The sequence below is a fragment of the Bacteroides sp. K03 genome, assembly GCF_019734355.1.
GTDB classification, from domain to species: Bacteria; Bacteroidota; Bacteroidia; order Bacteroidales; family Bacteroidaceae; genus Bacteroides; species Bacteroides nordii.
This window is the reverse complement of sequence record NZ_JAASHC010000005.1, coordinates 148,079-169,773: the sequence shown is the minus strand read 5'-3', so window position 1 is coordinate 169,773 and position 21,695 is coordinate 148,079. Positions and strand designations below refer to the sequence as shown.

General features: G+C 40.2%; 14 protein-coding genes. 9 read left to right on the top strand and 5 right to left on the bottom strand.

What is annotated here, in order from left to right; all coding sequences use genetic code 11:
* The first annotated feature begins 127 nt into the window (after positions 1–127).
* From HCG69_RS06170 to HCG69_RS06140, 7 genes are all read left to right on the top strand, one after another.
* Positions 128–871, top strand: a complete 744-nt coding sequence (locus HCG69_RS06170) for an FAD:protein FMN transferase (RefSeq protein ID WP_221649321.1) — start codon at positions 128–130, stop codon at positions 869–871.
* A gap of 107 nt (positions 872–978) precedes the next feature.
* Entirely contained in the window at positions 979–2,076 is a 1,098-nt protein-coding gene (locus HCG69_RS06165; RefSeq protein ID WP_370634125.1) for a family 43 glycosylhydrolase, read from the top strand.
* A 23-nt stretch (positions 2,077–2,099) separates the two neighbouring features.
* Positions 2,100–3,380: an acetylxylan esterase gene (locus tag HCG69_RS06160; RefSeq protein ID WP_221649319.1), complete on the top strand. Its 1,281-nt coding sequence runs from the start codon at positions 2,100–2,102 to the stop codon at positions 3,378–3,380.
* Between the two features lie 16 nt (positions 3,381–3,396).
* A complete protein-coding gene (locus HCG69_RS06155) occupies positions 3,397–5,070 on the top strand; it encodes an arylsulfatase (RefSeq protein ID WP_221649318.1) in 1,674 nt (557 codons plus the stop codon).
* Between the two features lie 143 nt (positions 5,071–5,213).
* Positions 5,214–6,278 carry an aldose epimerase family protein gene (locus HCG69_RS06150; protein WP_370634123.1) on the top strand — a complete coding sequence of 355 codons (1,065 nt, stop codon included), beginning with the start codon at positions 5,214–5,216 and terminating at the stop codon, positions 6,276–6,278.
* 315 nt (positions 6,279–6,593) lie between these two features.
* Positions 6,594–9,887, top strand: coding sequence for a glycoside hydrolase family 2 TIM barrel-domain containing protein (locus HCG69_RS06145; protein WP_370634124.1), 3,294 nt, complete (start codon positions 6,594–6,596; stop codon positions 9,885–9,887).
* Positions 9,888–10,060: 173 nt separating this feature from the next.
* Positions 10,061–11,149 (top strand): phosphotransferase enzyme family protein, encoded by a 1,089-nt coding sequence (locus HCG69_RS06140; RefSeq protein ID WP_195349138.1) that lies wholly within the window; start codon positions 10,061–10,063, stop codon positions 11,147–11,149.
* 68 nt (positions 11,150–11,217) lie between these two features.
* Here the strand turns inward: HCG69_RS06140 and HCG69_RS06135 are convergent, their stop codons facing one another.
* From HCG69_RS06135 to HCG69_RS06115, 5 genes are all read right to left on the bottom strand, one after another.
* A complete protein-coding gene (locus tag HCG69_RS06135) occupies positions 11,218–11,853 on the bottom strand; it encodes a DUF3256 family protein (protein WP_221649345.1) in 636 nt (211 codons plus the stop codon).
* Positions 11,854–11,972: 119 nt separating this feature from the next.
* A complete protein-coding gene (locus HCG69_RS06130; RefSeq protein ID WP_221649315.1) occupies positions 11,973–12,872 on the bottom strand; it encodes a DMT family transporter in 900 nt (299 codons plus the stop codon).
* A gap of 51 nt (positions 12,873–12,923) precedes the next feature.
* The gene (gene truA / locus HCG69_RS06125) at positions 12,924–13,676 is read right to left on the bottom strand and encodes a tRNA pseudouridine(38-40) synthase TruA (protein WP_221649314.1); all 753 of its coding nucleotides are present in this window, start codon (positions 13,674–13,676) and stop codon (positions 12,924–12,926) included.
* Positions 13,677–13,730: 54 nt separating this feature from the next.
* Complete coding sequence (locus tag HCG69_RS06120; RefSeq protein WP_221649344.1) at positions 13,731–17,876, bottom strand: two-component regulator propeller domain-containing protein; 4,146 nt, start codon at positions 17,874–17,876, stop codon at positions 13,731–13,733.
* 293 nt (positions 17,877–18,169) lie between these two features.
* Positions 18,170–18,790, bottom strand: coding sequence for a DUF5033 domain-containing protein (locus tag HCG69_RS06115; RefSeq protein WP_221649313.1), 621 nt, complete (start codon positions 18,788–18,790; stop codon positions 18,170–18,172).
* 458 nt (positions 18,791–19,248) lie between these two features.
* Here HCG69_RS06115 and HCG69_RS06110 point away from each other — a divergent pair, with 458 nt between their 5' ends.
* A complete protein-coding gene (locus HCG69_RS06110; protein ID WP_221649312.1) occupies positions 19,249–19,818 on the top strand; it encodes a DUF3575 domain-containing protein in 570 nt (189 codons plus the stop codon).
* An 18-nt stretch (positions 19,819–19,836) separates the two neighbouring features.
* On the top strand, positions 19,837–21,285 hold the full coding sequence (locus HCG69_RS06105; RefSeq protein ID WP_221649311.1) for a DUF3868 domain-containing protein: 1,449 nt from the start codon (positions 19,837–19,839) through the stop codon (positions 21,283–21,285).
* Positions 21,286–21,695 lie beyond the last annotated feature (410 nt).

Genomic DNA, 21,695 nt, shown 5'->3' with positions numbered 1-21,695 from the left:
ACAGCCTCAACTGCTAACTATCTTTATTTATTGTCCTTTATTCTATGGAATACATTTTATGCCTGTCCGACATATATATAAACAAATTGATACATGTAAAACAATTTTCTATGCATGGTTTGAAGCAATGCATACGCGCATAGATCTTATACTATGTAATCAATCCGAAGTGGCTTCATTGTCTGTCACCAAAGATATCTTCAATGAAATAGAACGGATAGAAAAACTCGGGAACCGTTTTAATCCTGAAAGCGAAATAAGTCTCATTAACCGTTTGGCCAGTAATACAGAAATAAAAATAACTACCGAATTATTTTCTATTTTATCGGAATGTGTTGAATACAATAGAAAAACTGACGGTGTATTTGATGTTACAATCCACTCTAAAAATAATTATCGGAATGGAATTAATGACATTTTACTTAATGTTACAGATCAAACTGTTTTCTTTTCCAATCCGAATGTACAAATCGATTTGTCAGGCTATTTAAAAGGGTATGCACTTGACAGGGTGAACGCTATTCTTATGCAAAATAAATTTGAGGATATCCTTATTAATATAGGTAATAGTTCTATTTTAGCAAAGGGAAACCATCCGTATGGGAAAGGATGGAAAATAAAAGGTATTTCTTCTCATTTTGTTAAAGACAAAGAAGATTGTTATCTTTATAATGAATTTCTAACGACTTCGGGTAACGACTCAAAAGAGCGTAAACATATCATTAATCCGTATACAGGAAAATATGTCGAAGGGGTGAAAGAAGTTTCAGTCATTACAACCGTAGGAGTATTGGGTGAAGTAATTTCTACTTCATTCATTATTAACCCCGAAATTAAAATTAAATCAAACTTTGACTTTCGTATTTTGTAATTGTTCTCATTGTCTGGGAGGACCACCGCTTTACAATCGAAAGGATGATAACACAGTATATGAAAAACTCTATAAAAACATCTATTTTATCTGTATGCTTATTAGTGATGGCTTTTTCGTCTTTCGCTCAAGAATATGGAACAACAAATACACGAGATCCCAAAACTGACATTCCATCTTTTGTAAAACCGGAATTTGATTATTGGATGAGAGATACATGGGTAACTTTAGGGCCTGATGGTTACTACTATATGACAGGTACTACTACTGCCCCAAATCGAAGTTTTCCAGGGCAATTACATTGTTGGGACTGGAATGACGGCTTATACCTCTGGCGCTCTAAAGATATGAAAACATGGGAGCCACGCGGATTGATATGGTCATTAGAGCGAGATGGAACATGGCAGAAGGAACCGAAAATATATAAAACAGATGAAAAATATCCGAAGAGGTCGATTAACGGGGATCCGCTTGATAACTACTTCCGTGCAGTTTGGGCACCTGAACTACATTATATAAAGAGTGCAAAAAAGTGGTTTATTGTTGCTTGTCTGAATCAGTCGGCTAGCGGAAAAGGGTCTTTTATTTTAAAAAGCATGACGGATAAGCCGGAAGGGCCTTACGAAAATATAGAAGGGAATAAAAACAGGCCTCTATTTAATCAAATAGACGGTAGTTTGTTTGAAGATACAGACGGAATAGTCTATTTTGTCGGACATAATCATTACATCGCTAAAATGAAATCTGATATGAGCGGTTTTGCAGAAGAGCTTAAAGAAATAAAGGAAACCAAATATTTTCCGGAGCCATATATTGAAGGAGCTTTTATTTTTAAACACGCAGGAAAATATCACCTGGTACAGGCTATCTGGTCACATCGTACTTCAGAAGGTGACACTTATGTAGAGAAAAAGGGAGTCACTGATAGCCATACGCGTTATAGCTATGATTGTGTGATAGCCACTTCTGACAATGTATACGGCCCGTACGGCAGACGTTATAATGCGATAACGGGAGGCGGCCATAACAATCTGTTTTTAGATAAGGACGGTAATTGGTGGGCAACTATGTTTTTTAATCCGAGAGGAGCACAGGCTTCTGAGTTTGATGTTACCTGCCGTCCCGGATTAATACCAATGAAATATGAAGAAGATAGGTTTATTCCTGATCATAACAGAAACAAATTAACAGATAGAATTAAGTAATCATAAATTAATAGATTTTCAATATGAAAAAAGTTGTATTTTCATTCTGCTTCCTCATGACATTACTGTGGGGAGGTAGTTGGGGGCTAAAAGCTCAACCTGCTCAGAAATTGGTTAATGTAGTAGTATCTCCGGACCGTATTGACTGGAAATATAAGTCGAAAGAGGAGGTTACTTTCACTATTCAGGTTTTCAAAGATGAGAACTTGTTAAAAGACGTGACGGTAGATTATGAAATAGGACCGGAATACTTTCCGATCGAGAAGAAGTCCAACGTGCTTTTAAAAAAAGGTAAAACCACTTTAAAAGCATCACTGAAAGAACCCGGATTTCTGCGTTGTAAAGTGATTGCAAAAGTGGATGGTCATAATTATGAAGGAATGGCTACGGTGGCAGTTGACGAAGAACGGATTTTACCGTTTACCTCCAATCCAAAAGATTTCGATAGTTTCTGGAATCAGTCTATTGAAGAGGCACGTAAAGTTCCTCTTGACCCTAAAATGATATTGTTACCGGAAAAATGTACTTCGACTCAAAATGTATATCATATTAGTTTTCAGAACGACCGCCTGGGATCCCGTATGTATGGAATTCTAATTGTTCCAAAGAAAAAAGGAAGTTATCCAGCTATTCTTCAAGTTCCGGGAGCCGGCATCCGCCCTTACAGAGGTCTAAATTTGGGAGATAATATTATCACGTTGGAAATCGGTATTCATGGTATCCCTATGGATATGCCTCAGGAAGTATATGGTAATTTGTCGTCCGGAGCTTTGAATGGATATCCGGGATTCAATAAAAATGACCGTAATGCATATTATTACAAGCGGGTATATCTCGGTTGCGTGAAAGCAGTAGATTTTATTTATTCTTTACCTGAATTTAACGGTTCTACTATTGGTGTGACTGGTGGTAGCCAAGGTGGAGCTCTTTCTATTGTTACGGCCGGTCTGGATCCTCGTATCAAGTTTTTGGCTGCATTATATCCAGCCCTTTGTGATTATGCCGGTTATTTGAACGGACGGGCAGGTGGTTGGCCTCATTATTTCCGAAATGTACCACCGGGTCCGAATGAGGTAGAGACATTGGCCTATTTCGATGTAGTTAATTTTGCCCGTCGTGTAAATGTACAAGGGTGGTACAGCTGGGGATACAATGATGTAACTTGTCCTCCAACATCTATGTATGCTGCTTATAATGTCATTCCGGGAACAAAGGAATTACATCTTTATCTGAAAACCGGTCACTGGACTTATCCGGAACAGGAAGCGGCACGGTTACAATGGCTGAAAGAAAAATGTAAATAGAATATTACTATTCAGTATGAAAAAACATTTTTTATCATTGACAGGAGTTCTGATTCTTGGGCAGTTTACTTTTGCACAAGAGAGACCTAACATTATCGTCATATTGGCAGACGATTTAGGCTTCTCAGACTTGGGGTGTTTTGGTGGAGAAATTCAGACTCCTGTTTTGGACGGAATGGCGAAAGAGGGACTTCGCATGACCCAGATGTATAATAGTGCACGTAGTTGTCCGTCACGTGCCAATTTATTGACCGGCCTATATCCTCATCAGACGGGGTTGGGGTATATGGAAGGAAATCGTTCTACCTGGCCTCGTGGATATTCGGGTTTTCGTTCTGATTCAGATAATGTGACTATTGCTGAGGTTCTGAAAGATGCCGGTTACTTTACTGCAATGGCAGGAAAATGGCATTTGGGAAATAAATCGAATCCTGTCCAACGTGGTTTTCAAGAATATTACGGACTATTGGGAGGCTTTAATTCTTGTTGGAATCCGGAAGTGTATACTCGTTTACCGGAAGACCGCGTGCCACGTATCTATAAGGAAGGGGAATTTTATGCTACAAATGTCATAACTGATTATGCCGTTGATTTTATAAATCAAGCTAACCAGCAAAAACAGCCTTTGTTTTTGTATTTAGCTTACAATGCTCCTCACTTTCCATTGCATGCACCAAAAGAAGTGACAGATAAATACATGGAAACTTATATGCAGGGATGGGATAGAATTCGTGATCAACGTTGGACGAAAATTTGTAACATGGGGCTGATGCAGGGGAAACCAAAGCTAAGTCCTCGAGGTGTAGTACCCGAAAGCCTTTTCCAAGATGAATCAAATTACAAACTCCCGGCATGGGATTGTTTGAATAAAGACCAACAGAAAGATCTGGCACGACGAATGGCGATTTATGCTGCCATGGTGGATATTATGGACCGTAACATCGGACGAATACTGGATACATTACATAAAAATGGTGAACTTGATAATACATTTATCATTTTCATTTCTGATAATGGTGCTTGTGCAGAATGGCACGAATTTGGTTTTGATAAAAAGACAGGGATAGAATATCATACTCATGTAGGTGATGAATTAGATATGATGGGGCTTCCGGGTACTTATCATCATTATGGTACCGGATGGGCAAATGTCTGTTGTACACCATTAACGTTGTATAAGCACTATGCTCATGAAGGAGGTATTTCTACTCCTTGCATTATACGTTGGGGGAAAAATATAAAAAACAAAGGAACCATTGACCATCAACCTGCACAATTCTCAGATATAATGGCCACCTGTATTGAACTGGCAGAGACATCCTATCCAGAAACGTATAAAGGGAGAAAAATTATACCCATGTCAGGCATATCTATTCTTCCAATAATGAAAGGAAAGCAAATGCCCGAACGTTATATTTACGCAGAACACGAAGGTAACCGAATGGTCCGTAAGGGAGATTGGAAACTGGTATCTGCCAATTGTAATGGTGACGAATGGGAATTGTACAATATCAAAAAGGACCGCACAGAACAAAAGAATTTGGTCACAAAATATCCCCAAAAAGTCAAGTCAATGGAAAAAGCTTATTTCGAATGGGCAAATACAAGTGATGTACTATATTTTCCAAAAACATGGAATACATATAATAAAGAGCGACGTAAAGACTTTAAGGAATACAAGCTGAAATAGATGTTTATTGCATTCAGTATAATTAATACATTTGTAAATCAACTCATAAATATTTTTCAATGTTTACATTCATAAAAATCAAAAAAGTTATTTTGCTTTCCACGGTTGTTTCCCTCATAGCATGCAGTTCGAAACAAAAAAAAATGTATAGTGAGTCCGGATTGGATAAGGCAAAGTTTCAGACCGAAATAGACGGAAAAAAGACCGATCTGTTCATTTTAAAGAACCCAAACAACATGGAGGTTTGCGTCACTAACTATGGTGGACGTATAGTTTCTGTAATGGTTCCGGATAGAAACAGTATCTTACGAGATGTCGTTTTAGGATTCGACAATATTCAAGATTATATTAAATATCCCACAGACTTTGGAGCCAGTATCGGCCGATATGCCAATAGAATTAATCAAGGTCGTTTTACACTTGACGGAAAAACATACCAACTACCTCAAAACAATTACGGTCACTGCCTACATGGTGGCCCGGAAGGCTTCCAATACAGGGTATTCGATGCTAGACAAGTTAACTCCCAAGAACTGGAACTTACCTATCTTTCTAAAGATGGAGAAGAAAACTTTCCTGGTAATCTGAAGTGTAAAATCCGGATGAAGTTAACAAACGATAACGCCATTGATATCCACTACGAGGCTGAAACAGACAAGCCCACTCTTGTTAATTTTACGAATCATTCTTATTTCAATCTGGACGGAGATGCTGTTACCAATGCGAATATGTTGTTGACCATTGACGCCGACTATTATACTCCCGTAGATAGTACTTTTATGACTACCGGTGAGGTTGCAAGTGTCGAGGGTACTCCTATGGATTTCCGTTCTCCTACTCCCATAGGTAACCGTATCAATAACTTTGAATTCGAGCAACTAAAAAACGGTAATGGTTATGACCACAACTGGGTATTAAATACCCAAGGAAATCTTAATCATAAATGCACTACATTGGAATCTCCAAAAACCGGTATCATACTCGAAGTCTACACCAATGAACCAGGTATTCAAGTATATGCCGGCAATTTCCTTGATGGTACACTGACTGGTAAAAATGGCATTATCTATAACAAGCGTGCTTCTATCTGCCTCGAAACACAAAAATATCCGGATACACCCAATAAACCAGAATGGCCTTCTGCTACACTGTACCCAGGAGAGAAATACAACAGTCAGTGTATTTATAAATTCTTAGTCCATCAATAGGTATATCAAATATATAAAACGGTGTCTCAAATATAACTGCTCCCAAAAGTTTTTTGTCTTACTTTTGGGGGCAGTTATTATATATAGTGTATTACAGCTTAGAAGAAAAATAGAATTTGCAAAATAAAGCCCCCCATTTTCTCAAATTCCCGTTATTTTGTCTTAAAAGAGCAGAGAAAAGACCGTGTATAGATTTGTAACTTCCTATATTTGTAAGCATATTCATTATTTATATTGTTTCAAAAGAAATACATGGAAAACATGAAAAAGAAACTGTACTACCCCCTTGCGGGTATTCTTTTTGGTATCTGTAGCATGCTATCTTCCAACTTGCAAGCAACGGAAATTAACCCTGACAAACCGTACTGGCAAGATGTACAAGTAGTATCTGTGAACAAGGAATATCCTCGCTCATCATTTATGACTTATGACAATCGCGCGGATGCACTTACCGGTAAATTCGAAAACAGTCGCTACTACCAATTGCTCAATGGTACATGGAAGTTCTTTTTTGTAGATTCCTATAAAGATTTACCAGCCAACATCACCTCACCGGAAACAAGTACCACTTCGTGGAATGATATACAAGTGCCCGGTAACTGGGAAGTACAGGGACATGGTGTAGCTATCTATACCAATCACGGATATGAGTTCAAAGCACGTAACCCGCAACCTCCATTGTTACCGGAGGCCAACCCGGTGGGTGTTTATCGCCGGGATATCGAAATCCCTGCCGATTGGAACGGACGGGATATCTACCTGCACATAGCCGGAGCAAAATCCGGAGTCTATGTTTACATCAACGGAAAGGAAGTAGGATATAGCGAAGATTCCAAAAACCCGGCAGAGTTTCTAATCAACAACTACGTGCATCCGGGCAAGAATGTACTTACTCTGAAAATATTCCGCTGGAGTACCGGTTCTTATTTGGAATGTCAGGACTTTTGGCGTATCAGTGGTATCGAACGCGATGTATTCCTGTATTCGCAACCCAAAGCGGCGCTCAAAGACTTCCGTATAAAATCAACTCTGGACGATACATATAAGAACGGTATCTTTGCATTAAGTACTGATCTGCGTAACCATCGCCCGGAAGGTAGCAACCTATCGGTAATATACGAACTACTGGATGCTAACGGAAAAGTGATCGCAACGGAAGAAAAAACAGCCTATGTACCTGAAGGCGAATTCCGCACTGTAAACTTTACCCGGACACTGCCGGATATACGTACCTGGACATCAGAGCAACCTAATCTGTACAAATTATTAATGACCGTAAAAGAGAACGGAAAAGTAAATGAAATTATTCCTTTTAATGTAGGCTTCCGCCGAATAGAAATAAAGCAGAGCGAACAACTTGCCGGAAATGGCAAGCCCTATACTTTGCTATATATCAACGGGCAACCTCTGAAACTGAAAGGAGTCAATATTCATGAGCACAATCCCAAAACAGGACATTATGTAACGGAAGAATTGATGCGTCGTGACTTCGAACTGATGAAGCAGAATAATCTGAATACAGTCCGCCTTTGCCACTATCCTCAAAGCCGCCGTTTTTATGAACTCTGTGACGAATATGGAATTTATGTATATGACGAAGCAAATATTGAAAGCCACGGTATGTATTATGACCTGCGCAAAGGAGGATCATTAGGCAATAACCCCGAATGGCTAAAACCCCATATGGACCGGACTATCAACATGTTCGAACGTAACAAAAACTATCCTTCACTTACTTTCTGGTCATTGGGTAACGAGGCGGGAAACGGTTACAACTTCTATCAGACGTATCTGTGGGTGAAAAATGCAGATAAGGAGCTGATGAATCGCCCGGTCAATTATGAACGTGCACAGTGGGAATGGAACTCTGATATGTATGTTCCACAATATCCGGGAGCAGAATGGCTGGCTAAGATAGGCAAACAAGGAAGTGACCGTCCGGTAGTTCCCTCCGAATATTCCCACGCTATGGGTAACTCCAACGGAAATTTATGGGATCAATGGAAAGAAATATATAAATACCCCAACTTACAAGGGGGATACATCTGGGACTGGGTAGATCAGGGTATTTTAGAAACTGATAAGAACGGACGGGAATACTGGACATATGGTGGCGATTATGGTGTGAATGCCCCGAGTGACGGTAACTTCTTGTGCAACGGACTTGTTAACCCTGACCGTGCTCCCCATCCTACTATGGCAGAGGTAAAATATGTTCATCAAAATGTAGGTTTTGAACCAATCGATTTAAACAGTGGTAAAATTCTGGTAAAGAATCGTTTCTACTTCACTAACCTGAAAAAGTACATGATATCCTATACTATATCTGCGAACGGAAAGATTGTAAAAGGCGGTAAAGTATCATTAGACATTGAACCGCAAGCCTCCAAAGAGCTGAGTATTCCAGTTAGCGGTCTGAAAGCCAAACCGGGAACGGAATATTTCGTTAACTTCGTAGTAACCACTACCCAACCGGAACCTCTTATTCCCGCAGGACACGACATCGCCTACGAACAATTCCGCCTCCCTATCGAGCCTCTGCCCCGGGAAGCATTTGCCACAAATGGTCCGGCACTGAAAACAGAAACTGAAGGCGAAAATCTAATAGTAAGTTCTTCTAAAGTTAATTTCGTCTTTGATAAAGCAACCGGGCTTGTCACTTCATATAAGATAAATGGCACAGAATACTTTAAAGACGGGTTTGGAATTCAACCTAACTTCTGGCGGGCTCCAAATGATAATGATTATGGCAATGGTGCTCCTAAACGCCTCCAGATATGGAAACAATCAAGTAAGAACTTCAAGGTAGCGGATGCAAGCATAGCTATGGATAACAAAGTCGCTGTACTAACAGCCAACTATCTATTGGCCGCCGGTAATCTTTATATAGTAACCTATAAAATCTATCCTTCGGGGGTTGTCAAAGTTGATGCACGTTTCACTTCTGCCGATATGCAAGTTGCAGAGTCAGAAGTATCCGAAGCTACCCGTACAGCTACTTTCACTCCCGGCAACGATGCTGCACGTAAGGCAGCAGCCAAGTTGAATGTTCCCCGTATCGGTGTTCGTTTCCGTCTTCCGGCCGAAATGAATGTAGTTGAGTATTTCGGACGTGGACCGGAAGAAAACTATATAGACCGGAACGCAGGTACTCTCATTGGGCTCTACAAAACTACAGCCGACAAGATGTACTATAATTATGTTCGCCCACAAGAGAACGGTCATCATACGGATACCCGTTGGTTGTCTCTCAGCAAAAAGGGAGGCAAAGGACTAACGATTGTAGCCGATAGCATTATCGGATTCAACGCTTTACGCAATTCTATTGAAGACTTTGACTCAGAAGAAGCCCTTCCCCATCCACGTCAATGGAATAACTTCTCTCCGGAAGAAATTGCCAATCACGATGAAGAAGCAGCCCGGAATGTATTAAGAAGAATGCATCATGTGAATGACATTACTCCACGTGATTTCGTAGAAGTATGCGTAGATATGAAACAACAAGGAGTAGCAGGATACAATAGTTGGGGAGCCCGTCCGGAGCCCGGCTATATAATTCCTGCCAATCAGGAATACAACTGGGGGTTTACACTGATTCCTGATAAATAATGAATTTATTTACGATTAGACGATGTACGATGTACGATTGAAGTAACTCTTTAAAAAGCCTGTTTCAGCAATGTTAGAGACAGAGTAATCCCAATCGTAAATCGTACATCGTCTAATCGTAAATAAATTCATTCCATTAAGAAATTAATTCATCAACTTTAAAAATAAAAATCATGAAAAATCTATTCGACATCGTTTCGCATTTCGAAACCAAAGGCACTATCAGCGAAATAAAACCGCTGGGTGCCGGACTTATTAACGACACATACAAAGTGAGTACTGCTGAAGCTGACGCACCGGACTATGTACTCCAACGTATCAACCATGCCATCTTCCAGAATGTGGAGATGCTGCAAAACAATATAGCAGCTGTAACCAGTCATATCCGCCGAAAACTGCAAGAACAGGGAGAAACAGATATCGATCGTAAAGTCTTGACTTTTGTAAAAGCCGACGGAGGTAAAACATATTGGTATGATGGTGAAAACTACTGGCGCATCATGGTTTTCATCCCTCGGGCAAAAACCTATGAAACAGTTAATCCGGAATATTCTTATTATGCCGGAGTGGCTTTCGGTGATTTCCAGGCAAAATTAGCTGATATTCCGGAAACATTGGGAGAAACTATTCCCGATTTTCACAATATGGAGTTCCGATTGAAACAGCTTCGTGATGCCGTAGCTGCCAATGCAGCCGGCAGATTGACTGAGGTTCAATATTATATCGACGAAATAGAAAAGCGTGCCGATGAAATGTGCAAAGCAGAACGCATGTACCGTGAAGGAACCCTTCCTAAACGTGTATGCCACTGTGATACCAAAGTAAACAACATGATGTTTGATGAAGACGGAAAAGTACTCTGCGTCATCGACCTGGATACAGTAATGCCGAGTTTTATCTTCTCCGATTATGGAGATTTTCTACGCACAGGAGCCAATACCGGTGATGAAGATGATAAAGACCTGAATCGCGTGAACTTCAACATGGAAATTTTCAAAGCATTTACCAAAGGGTATCTGGAAGGAGCACATTCATTCCTGACTCCGGTAGAGATAGAAAATTTACCTTACGCAGCCGCTTTGTTCCCCTATATGCAATGTGTACGTTTCCTTGCCGATTACATCAACGGAGATACTTACTACAAAATCAAATATCCCGAACATAATCTGGTACGCACCAAAGCCCAATTCAAGCTATTGCAAAGCGTAGAGGAACACACTCCGGAAATGGTAGCATTTATTCGCGAATGCTTAAAGAGTTGAAAGTTGAAAATGGAAAGTTGAAAGTTACTATGCAGTGCAACTTATTGTTCACTGTCAATTGTCAATTATCAACTGTCAATTGAAAAACCTCCTTCTTTCCAAATATAAACAATAGGACGGCGGATAAACGGTTTCAGTTTTTCCGCTGTTTCTTTTTCCATGTATTCAGGAGTGGCCAATGTGAAAGTAAGCGTATGATCCGTTGCCGACAAATCGGCTTTCATAAGCAACATATCAGCCTGCAAACGAGCCTCGCTGTATTCATAAGATGAAGCCGAATCAGGGGTATTCAGAAAATCATCCATTACTGGTAGTCCCGTAATAAAATCAGATAAAGGAAGCTCTTTCCAGTCGGTGGTGTAGAACTGAATGCTGCTATCACATGCCGGAGCACAAGCAGTAGACACCGTACAGATAACCTGTGTAGAATCGTTAACAGCCAACAGTTTCATTTGCCAGGTACTTTGCGGAGACATCTGAATACGAATATAATCTTTGTTCAGCTCAGTCATCTCTGACTCACCCCCGAAACGATTCTCTACCTTTGCTTTCATTTTACTCTCCAGAAAATCAATAAAATCAGCACGATTCACTGCCGTAAGCAGTGGAGAAAGAGAATCAGGCATACTGACAAATACTGCCTTAGCCTCCTGCTGCGCCCGAAGCGGAGCAAACAAAAACAAACCCAAGCCTAAAAGAATCATTCCTAAACTGACTTCTTTTTTACCAAAGCCCCATCTTCTATCTATCTTTTTCATCCGTCACCATCTATTAAATTTAATTTTAAACCATCGCCTGTCGTACCTCCCCGTGCGGAAAGCACCTATTTCGTTCCCAAATATAAGAAGAACATTCCAATCAGCACCAGGATAAGGTCAATTGCTTTACTTTTTAAATTCTTTTCACGGAAGAACAATGCTCCGAAAAGGAAAGACACAACAACACTACCACGGCGAACCATAGAAACAATAGAAATCATGGAATCTTCATAACTCAGTGCATAGAAATATACAAAATCGGCAGCACATAGAAAAACAGAAATCAAGATGATCGTCCAGTCCCAGCGGAAAGGCGTGGTAGTTTTACGCTTCGGCCACCAAAGCAATGCCAGAATAGGACACATGATAAACACTTGATATACATTGTACCACGACTGTACTAACATCGGATTGAGATGTTTCATCAGGTATTTGTCATACAAACCACTAATGGCACCCATCACAGCAGCCAGAACAATAAAAAAGATCCACTTATCGTGTTTAAAGTCAATACCTTCTTTTTTCCCGGATCGGCTCAGCATAAAAAAAGAGATAACAGCCATTAGCACTCCAATCCATTGATAGAGGTTCAAACGTTCTCCGAATATCAGCATCGCTCCTACCAATACCATCACCGGACGAGTGGCGTTAATAGGTCCCACAATGGTCAATGGCAAGTGTTTCATTCCGAAATAACCGAATATCCACGAAGAAAGAACAATAAACGACTTTATTACAATATACTTGTGCACATCCCAGCCGGCAACAGGAACTTCGAACATTGTCCCACCCAATACACCAGGAGTATATACAGACAAGAGTATAAAAGGCAAAAAGATCAGACTCGAGAAAATCGTATTCAAAAACAACACTGGAAGTACAGCATTGTCTTTGAGAGACTGCTTCTTGAACACATCATAAAATCCCAGTAAAGCAGCTGAGAGGAAGGCAAGTAATAACCACATGAATTTATTTACAATTAAACGGTTTACAATTTACGATTGAGGCAGCTTTTCTCATAAGAGGAAAAGGTCCTGAGGATATTCTACGTCAACAAGAAAGAGTGCATTACCGGGAGCAGAAGTACCCGCTTTGCAACGGTCTTGCTGTTCGATGATCTGGCAGAAACCTTCAACAGTAAGTTTACCACGACCCACTTCAAGCAGAGTACCTACTATCGCGCGCACCATGTTACGCAAAAAACGATCTGCCCGGATAGTAAATACCCAGGTGGTATCATCTTCCTGTGTCCATTCTGCATGCATAATCCTGCAAAGGTTAGTTTTCACATCCGTATGAAGTTTACTGAAGCTTGTGAAATCCGAATAGTCAAACAAGGTTGCAGCCGCTTTATTCATCAGCTCAAAATCCAATGCACCATAGACGCGGCAACGATACTGCCGATTGAAAGGATATTTGGTGGTAGTGACGTAATACTTATAGGTACGTGCCGTTGCATCAAAACGTGCATGTGCATCGTTCTTCACCCTGCAAACTTTGAAAACCGAAATATCCGGAGGTAACAAACGATTCAGTTTATCGGCAACAATCAGGGTATCGAGTTCTTCTTCATTATCAAAATGCGCCACCATCAATGAGGCATGTACACCTGCATCGGTTCTCCCGGCTCCTATCACTTCTACTTCTCTTCTAAGAAAAGTAGACAATGCTTTCATCAGACACTCCTGCACACTGCTTCCATTGGGTTGAATCTGCCAACCGTGGTAGTTGGTTCCGTCGTAAGCCAAATAAATGAAATATCTTTGCACGCTCTTATCCGGTTATTGGTTTTCGCGTGCAAAGGTAATTATTTTAATCGAGAATCAGGAATTATCCGTTGAATTCGCATAAGTAGAGGGTGTCGAACCAAATGTATCCACAAAGTGCTTACGAAAGGTAGGTATGTCATTATACCCTACCATCTCGGCCACTTCCTGAACAGCATACACCTTCTGTTTCAGCAGTCCAGCCGCTTTTTTCATACGTACCCCTCTTATCAGTTCTATAATCGTAAAATCGGTACTCTGCTTTACTTTTCGATATAACGTAGGTTGGCTCATATTCATATCCGATGCCAGTCGCTTTACATTAAAATCTGCTTCACGAATATTCTCTTCGATAATTTTCACTAACGAAGCAATAAACGGATCTTCCATCTTCATCTCCTCTGCCCCTTCGTCAGTTTCATTATTATTACCATTTTCCGGCAACACCAGCAGTTTGGTATACATCTGCTTCAGGTTTACACGCCCATTTATCAAATTCCGAACTTTAGCTTTCAATATGCTCGGAGTAAAAGGTTTCAAAATATAATCATCCGCACCCAATTCAAGCCCTTTGACAATGTCTTCATCTTCCACCTTTGCCGTCAACATGATAAACGGAATATGACAAGTATCCAATCCTTCTTTCACCTCCTTACAACATTCAAATCCGTCCTTTATGGGCATCATCACATCACAAAGAATCAGATCCGGCTGCTCTTTGATAGCCATGTCCACACCTTCCTGTCCATTGGTAGCCATCATTATATTATAATCCTTCCCGAAAAGAACTTTCAGATAGAGGCGGATATCTTTATGATCTTCTACAATCAACAGATTCTTTTTCGCCCGTGTGACAGCAGGGGTTTCAACAGGTATATGTACTACAGTCTCTTCCGGTCTGGGCACTTCCCGAGGTTTTTCAGTCTCAACTACAGGTGTTACAGTCTCCACTACTTCCTCCGGTTCATCCTCTTCCACAAACAAAATATTCGGATCATTTTCCAGTACCTCTTTTCCAATAGGGATGTTTACAACAACCTCCGTCCCCTTCCCTTCTTCACTATTCAAGCTTATTGATCCGTGGTGAAACAGGATAACTTGTTCCATCACATCGTATCCCAGTTCAATCCCTGCCAGATCTGTCTGAAGCTCTTCATCCACTGTCTGCCTGACCTCCTTCACCTGGCTTTTTCCATTATCCGAAACAGTAATTGTACAATAAGCCACCCCATCGTTCACCGTCTCCTGCATTGATAAATGTACCGAGCCCGATAATCGTACATGGTTGAATGCATTAGAAAGCAAATTATGCAACACAAACCGGATTCTATTACTGTCCACCCAGATTTCAAGTTCTTTTTTGGTCTTCTTATCATAATGGAAGTCAATCTGATTCATACGTACCAGTTCGCTCACTGTAAATACTACTTTATCTATAATCTTATCAGCAGTATTACGAGATACTTCCAACTTTTCCGCCAAAGGTCGTTGAGTATAAATTGCCAGTAACTGATTACATGCATCCAGCATCCCAAGAGAGTTTCTGTATGCCACACGTACCTTCGACAGAAGCCTGGCCGATAAGTCGTTTTCCTGCGACATTTCCTTCAATGGTGCAATAATCAGTGAAAGTGGCGTACGCAGTTCCTGCACAAACAGAGTGAGCAACTGATTACGCATCGTTTCTATTTCTTGTTTTTGCTCTTGTTTCATCTTTGCAAGATTTAGTGTTTCTTTCAGCTCCATCTCACGAGCTCTGTGTATTTCACGTTTTTTCCCTTTACGTTCCATAAAATAATACACGGTGAAGAGTATTCCGAAAAACAGAGCCATATATCCCAAGTAGGCCCAACCTGTTTTCCACCAATGCGTATTCACACGAATAGACATTTCAATCATTTCACCTTCACTGGCATCCGGATAGATCAGTTTCACTTGCAGTGTATAGTCTCCTACAGGTAGACGTCTGTACGAAATACCATTTTCCAAGGTTCCTATTTTCCACGCCTCATCCGGCAATAACCGATAAGCTATTTTCCGTTGCATCATGCCAAACTGCAAATCAGAAAAATAAAAAGTGAAATCATTATTATCTGCATCAAATACAAACTTCTGCTGTAAATTGGGCGAAGTAGTCAGCAATACCTGCCCGTTCCTTTTCTCTCCTACTGACACAGACTCACCATTCACCCATAATTCCGATACGACCAACCGGCTTTTGTTCCGGGTACTCTTAGCCATCAACGGGTCAAAGTAAATCAGTTCTCCTGAATTCCCCCACAATAATCGGCCATCCCGAAGACGACATACTTTATCACAATCTCCAAACAAAGCATAGTTGTAAAATGTAGTCCGGTCATTTCTTATTGTCATAATACCCGAATTACTTCCCAACCAGGTATTTCCATTCTGATCATCAACCATACAGAAAATGTGCCCGCTACTCAAACCATTCATCAGAGTAAATGCACTTTCTACCTTATCCTTTTCACGCCCATCTATACGAAGTATTTTATCGGAGTAAGAAGCAAATATCTGATTGTAACTATTAACATAGATAAAATTGACTGGTGCCACATTCAATCCGGCATCCCGTTCATAGTTTCCAAACAAAGTGATATCGGTTCCCTGTACATCGATACGCTTCAATCCAAGATTCGTACCCACCCATATATTTCCTTCTTTATCTTCTGCGATGGCACGTACATCTTTCACTTTCACGCCTTTATCTTCCAACTGCATCAGTCGGCTGGTATTCTCTTTGTTATCAAAAAGAATCAGTCCCTCTGCTGTTGCAATCCACAAACGATTTCTGGAATCCAGACAGAACTGACGTATAGAAGCCGCAAAATCAGTTGTACCTACAGGAGCCAGCTTATAAGATCTCACCTCTTCAGTTACCGGATCAATATACAAAACTCCGGCATGCTCATCCCCCAGCCATAAACATCCGTTTCTATCTTTGTAAATCCTGTAGTTCTCGTTTTCTTTTATTCCTTTTGTCCATAACACAAAAGAAGTATTCTCTGAAAGAACAGTGGAGGAACTTCTCCATACCCGTCCCTTATTAGTAGCTATCCACACGCAGCCTTTCATATCTTCTTCGATAGCTGTGACCTCTGCATTAAACCGCTGTTCCAGCCGATTACATGCATCCTTGGTAAAATCAACTTTTAGTGCCCCACCCCCAAAGGTACCTACCCACAGCATCTTCTGCGAATCATCCCACAGTAAGCTCGTCACTTTTTTTACTATCTTAAAATTATATGGTCGCTCCACATAATCCATTTTGCAAGTAGCTTTACTCAAATCCGCAGAATCAAATTCCAGGCGAAACAACCCAGTCCAGGCAGCTATATAATAAGTATTTTCATCGAGGCAGATAACATCTGTCACATATGTATCCTGTAATGGCGAATGCCCTCCTGCATCATGTATGATATGAGATGTTTGCCGTTTGAAATCATAGCATTCAATGTTTGTCCGCGATGAGCATATCCACAGATAATCTCCATAACAATGAAGTGCTGTTATTTTACCATATCCCGTTTTAGGTGTCTCTGTCTTTCCGGAAATAACATCATAAATCGCCACCTTTGTATTGTCCACACAGGCAAAAAGAGTCTCGCTGCCAATTCCACACAGTTCTGAAATACTTCCGGACATAACAGGCTCAGCGGACAGACTAACCGTAATACACTCCTCTCCCTCCTTTTCTGAACGAACTACTTTTCCTACATAGAGCCCATTACTGGTTCCTATACAAATAAAATCTTTATTTACTATATATAAAGAGGTGATACTTTTCGTATCAAATGACGAATTAAAGTTTACAGGCAGATAAATTTCTTTATTCGTATCAAAGCAAACAATCCCTCGCAAAAGACGAAGATAAAGTAAGCCGTCAGTATCTTCCGAAATAGAATATACAGCATCCAACACCGGTTGTGAAAGAGAATCATAACGAGAAGTCAAAGGGTAATTCAGTAATCGAAAACCATCATAACGACTGAGACCCATATCTGTAGCAAACCAGACAAATCCTCTCTTTCCATTATGGATATCATAAATAGTATTGTTATTCAACCCATTATTCATCGTAACAGGAAGCATGTTACCATAAAATGAGAAAGAATAAGAAAAGTACGGAGCCCCAAAAAGGCAGAGTATTAGCAATGAAAGTTTAATCAAATGCTGTTTCATCTGTGCCAAAATAGTGATAACTACATTATTATTTATTCGTATCAAGACACAAATATATCTATAATTTACCAAATACGAAACAAATGATAAATAAACTTATATTTATTACCCCTATCAAAACATTCAATCAAAGACACAAGATCACATTATCATAATAAGATCCCCTACAGACTGAAGTCTGCAAGGGATTAGTTTGTTCTTGTTTTCGGTGTTCCTCAGCTATTTATGCAAAATAGTCAATTGTTTGTTTTAGTGCTCCCCACCTTATTATTTTTTTATCGTACAATAAATAATTACTTACTATATTTTAATAGTTGAAAACTATATGTTCCTTCTTCTGTCAGAAAGTTGTAATTGCCTTTGAATACTACCGGCACTTTCACCAACACATTACCTTCATCTTTTACTTTGAAATACAGGTAGCTTTCTGATTCAAATCCATAAGTATTACCATCACCACCCTTCACCGGAGAAAGTGACAAACCTTGTGCACGCCAATCGAATAAATTGGAAGAGAAAGAGTAATCAGTACCCCAGTAATATACCTTATTATTATCAAAGCTAAATTTTAGCTCAACGCTCAGTGCAAATCCTTCATTCACGCTGCTACGAGTAGAAGCCTGATAGTTGCCGGACATGATCACTTTTTCATAACCATTCTCTGAGGTACGTATACAATTGTGTTGAGTATTACTGTTCTGACGCAAAGCCTCAAGAACATTACGCATATCTTCTGTTGAAACTGATGGAATATTATCAGCACCTGTAATACTATATGTAACGTTTTCTACGCCATAAGCACTCCTTACTGATTCAAAAAGAGAAGTTTGTTCTACTATATCATTGTCTGCACTTGTGCAGGAAGTAAAACCAAATACTAATGCAATTACGATAAAAGAATAAATAGTCTTCATAATGGGTCCTCCATTTTTTTTATTACCAATGCTTGTTTGTTATCACCAAAGTTTGTTTTGTTTGTATTCCTCGTGGGGACCTTCATTTGTTTGTTTCTGATGCAAACATAAAGACTTTATTTGATTAAAAAAACTTTTCTGAAGAAAAAATGAATGATTTACCCATCTTTTTTGAATGATATACACCCCATACAAGCACTTGAACAGAATATACAACTTATTAAACACCCACTACCTCTGAATTAAACACAAACGATAACAAAAACACCACCTATAAAAATATGAATTATATACCTATCAATAAGATTAAAACACACGCTATACGAAATCATCCCTCCGAAATGATATATCAATTGCAAGAATCACCTCCGAACAAAGATGAATATGCCAATTAATGGATAAAAGGAATCGGGCTACCTTTGCACTAAAACAAAACAAAACAAAACCTACCACGCATAATGGAAAATAAAAGAAAACTGTTTTTATCCGTTTATTTGTTCGCTTCTACCTTATTATATGGGCAGGTAGTGGGTATAAAAACAAATGTGTTAATGGACATCACCAAAACCATCAATCTCGGAGCCGAAATCGGCTTGAGTAAAAAATCTACTCTGGACCTGTATGCCAACTACAACCCCTGGGAAGCCAGTAACAACAAAATGTTCAAGATGCTTGCATTCCAACCGGAATACCGTTATTGGTTCTGCGACCGTTTTAACGGGCATTTTATCGGTATACACGCACACGGAGGCATTTATCAGGTAGCCGGTATTGATATGCCCTGGGGAATCTGGAAGGGTCTGAAAGATCACCGTTACAAAGGACATTTTTATGGAGCCGGTATTTCTTATGGCTACCAATGGATCATGAGTAAACACTGGAATATCGAAGCCAACATCGGTGTGGGTTATGCCCGTGTCAAATATGAGCAGTTCTCCTGTGTAGAGTGTGGCGGTAAACTTGGTGAAGGCTACAAGAATTATTTCGGCCCAACCAAAGCTTCGCTCAGCTTAATCTATTTATTTTAAACAAACGCTGCAAACGATATGAAAAAAGTAATATACCTCTTATTATTAGTAATATTGCCGGGGTTGAGTATCCAGGCACAAACTGTGTACAAAGATCAGGTACGTGTTGAGAATCAATCCATCACCCGGAGTGACGACAATCGCCTTACGATTGCTATGGATATCATCATGCAGACAAACATGAAGATTTCATCCAACCGTTCTGCCACCCTCACCCCGATACTGGAAGCCAACGGTCACACAAAGACACTTTCTCCGATTGTAATTTACGGACGCCGTCGTGCGCTTGTCAACGAACGTGGTAATACAGTCCCTAAAGACGCTTTCGTTATTCTACGTCGTAAACGCAAAACAGAGCAACGGGTCAGTTACCTCGTACAGCTTCCCTACGAAGCTTGGATGCAAAAGGCCAATCTTGTAATGGATGCCGATCTTTGCGGTTGCCGCAATATCGTTGAAGCCAATACACTCGATCCGATTGCCACATTAAATATTGAACGCATCAAATTGCAACCGGCCATCGCGTACATCACACCCAAAGCCGAAGAGGTTAAACACCGTGCTGTGGAAGGTAGTGCTTTCCTCGACTTCCCGGTCAACAAAACAATAATCTATCCGGAATACCGTCGCAATCAGGCAGAACTGGCCAAGATACGCGCCACTATTGATACCATTCGCAACGATAAGAACATCTCCATCACAGGGATTCGCCTCGAAGGATATGCCTCCCCCGAAGGTAGCTACGCCAACAATGATCGTCTGGCAAAAGGCCGTACCGCCGCTCTGCTGAATTATGTCCGCAATTACTATGATTTCCCGGAAGAGCTACTCACCATGGCTTCTACTCCTGAAGACTGGACAGGATTCCGCAAATTTATAACAAACTCTGCATTACCACAAAAAGAAGAGATTCTACAGATGATTGATTTGGACGAAAAAGACATGGATGCCAAAGAGAAACGTATCGCCCGTCTTGTAGGCCCCGAAACATACCGCTTTTTGCTAAACGAATGCTATCCGGCTCTACGCCACTCAGACTATACAGTAGCATACACCGTACGCGGATTCAATCTTGATGAAGCGAAAGAGATTATCAATACCCATCCGCAACAGCTGAGTCTACAAGAGATATTCAATGTAGCACAAACCTACGAACAGGGTAGCGAAGAGTTCAACCATGCCTTCCAGGTAGCAGTACTTATGTTCCCGAATGACCCGACAGCTAATCTGAACGCAGCAGCTATGGAGATTCAGCGTGGTGGTGATCTTACTATCGCCAAAAAATATCTCACTAAAGCCGATGCTAACGAAGGAGCTACTCAAAACAATTTAGGCGTAATAGCGCTGATAGAGGGTGATCTTGATACAGCACAACAATATTTCACTCGTGCCAAAGAAGCAGGAGTATCAGAGGCAGAAGCCAATTTACAGGAAGTAGCCAAACAACGCAACTTCCCGGTAGAATAAAGAATACTTTTCTCTCTTAATTTCTTATATATTTAATACACGTCGGATGAATACCTCCCCCAAGGTATTTATCCGACGTTTTTTTATCCCTATTCTTTCTTAACAGGATAAACAGGATTAACATTATTAACTCATATCTTTAACATTACATTTCAAGTATGCAAGATTGCACACTTTTGCATTACAAAAATGTACATCTTTGCATAGCAAGAATGTACATTCTTGTCACACAAGAGTGTACAATCTTGCATATATGAAAACAAGGATTCATTAATCACTGTTTATCAACAGTTTACAGATCAACCATCAACAGTATCCGATCCACCATCTTGATTCCCCTGTTATTTATAATTGTTCTTTTGACAAGGATCTATTTGTCGGATCAGTACATTAGTACTATTTTACCACAG

Coding starts and splice junctions, on each gene's coding strand:
- HCG69_RS06170 (WP_221649321.1), top strand. CDS start 128: ATGCATACGCGCATAGATCTTATACTATGTAATCAATCCGAAGTGGCT.
- HCG69_RS06165 (WP_370634125.1), top strand. CDS start 979: ATGGCTTTTTCGTCTTTCGCTCAAGAATATGGAACAACAAATACACGA.
- HCG69_RS06160 (WP_221649319.1), top strand. CDS start 2,100: ATGAAAAAAGTTGTATTTTCATTCTGCTTCCTCATGACATTACTGTGG.
- HCG69_RS06155 (WP_221649318.1), top strand. CDS start 3,397: ATGAAAAAACATTTTTTATCATTGACAGGAGTTCTGATTCTTGGGCAG.
- HCG69_RS06150 (WP_370634123.1), top strand. CDS start 5,214: ATGTATAGTGAGTCCGGATTGGATAAGGCAAAGTTTCAGACCGAAATA.
- HCG69_RS06145 (WP_370634124.1), top strand. CDS start 6,594: ATGCTATCTTCCAACTTGCAAGCAACGGAAATTAACCCTGACAAACCG.
- HCG69_RS06140 (WP_195349138.1), top strand. CDS start 10,061: ATGAAAAATCTATTCGACATCGTTTCGCATTTCGAAACCAAAGGCACT.
- HCG69_RS06135 (WP_221649345.1), bottom strand. CDS start 11,853: ATGATTCTTTTAGGCTTGGGTTTGTTTTTGTTTGCTCCGCTTCGGGCG.
- HCG69_RS06130 (WP_221649315.1), bottom strand. CDS start 12,872: ATGTGGTTATTACTTGCCTTCCTCTCAGCTGCTTTACTGGGATTTTAT.
- HCG69_RS06120 (WP_221649344.1), bottom strand. CDS start 17,876: ATGAAACAGCATTTGATTAAACTTTCATTGCTAATACTCTGCCTTTTT.
- HCG69_RS06115 (WP_221649313.1), bottom strand. CDS start 18,790: ATGAAGACTATTTATTCTTTTATCGTAATTGCATTAGTATTTGGTTTT.
- HCG69_RS06110 (WP_221649312.1), top strand. CDS start 19,249: ATGGAAAATAAAAGAAAACTGTTTTTATCCGTTTATTTGTTCGCTTCT.
- HCG69_RS06105 (WP_221649311.1), top strand. CDS start 19,837: ATGAAAAAAGTAATATACCTCTTATTATTAGTAATATTGCCGGGGTTG.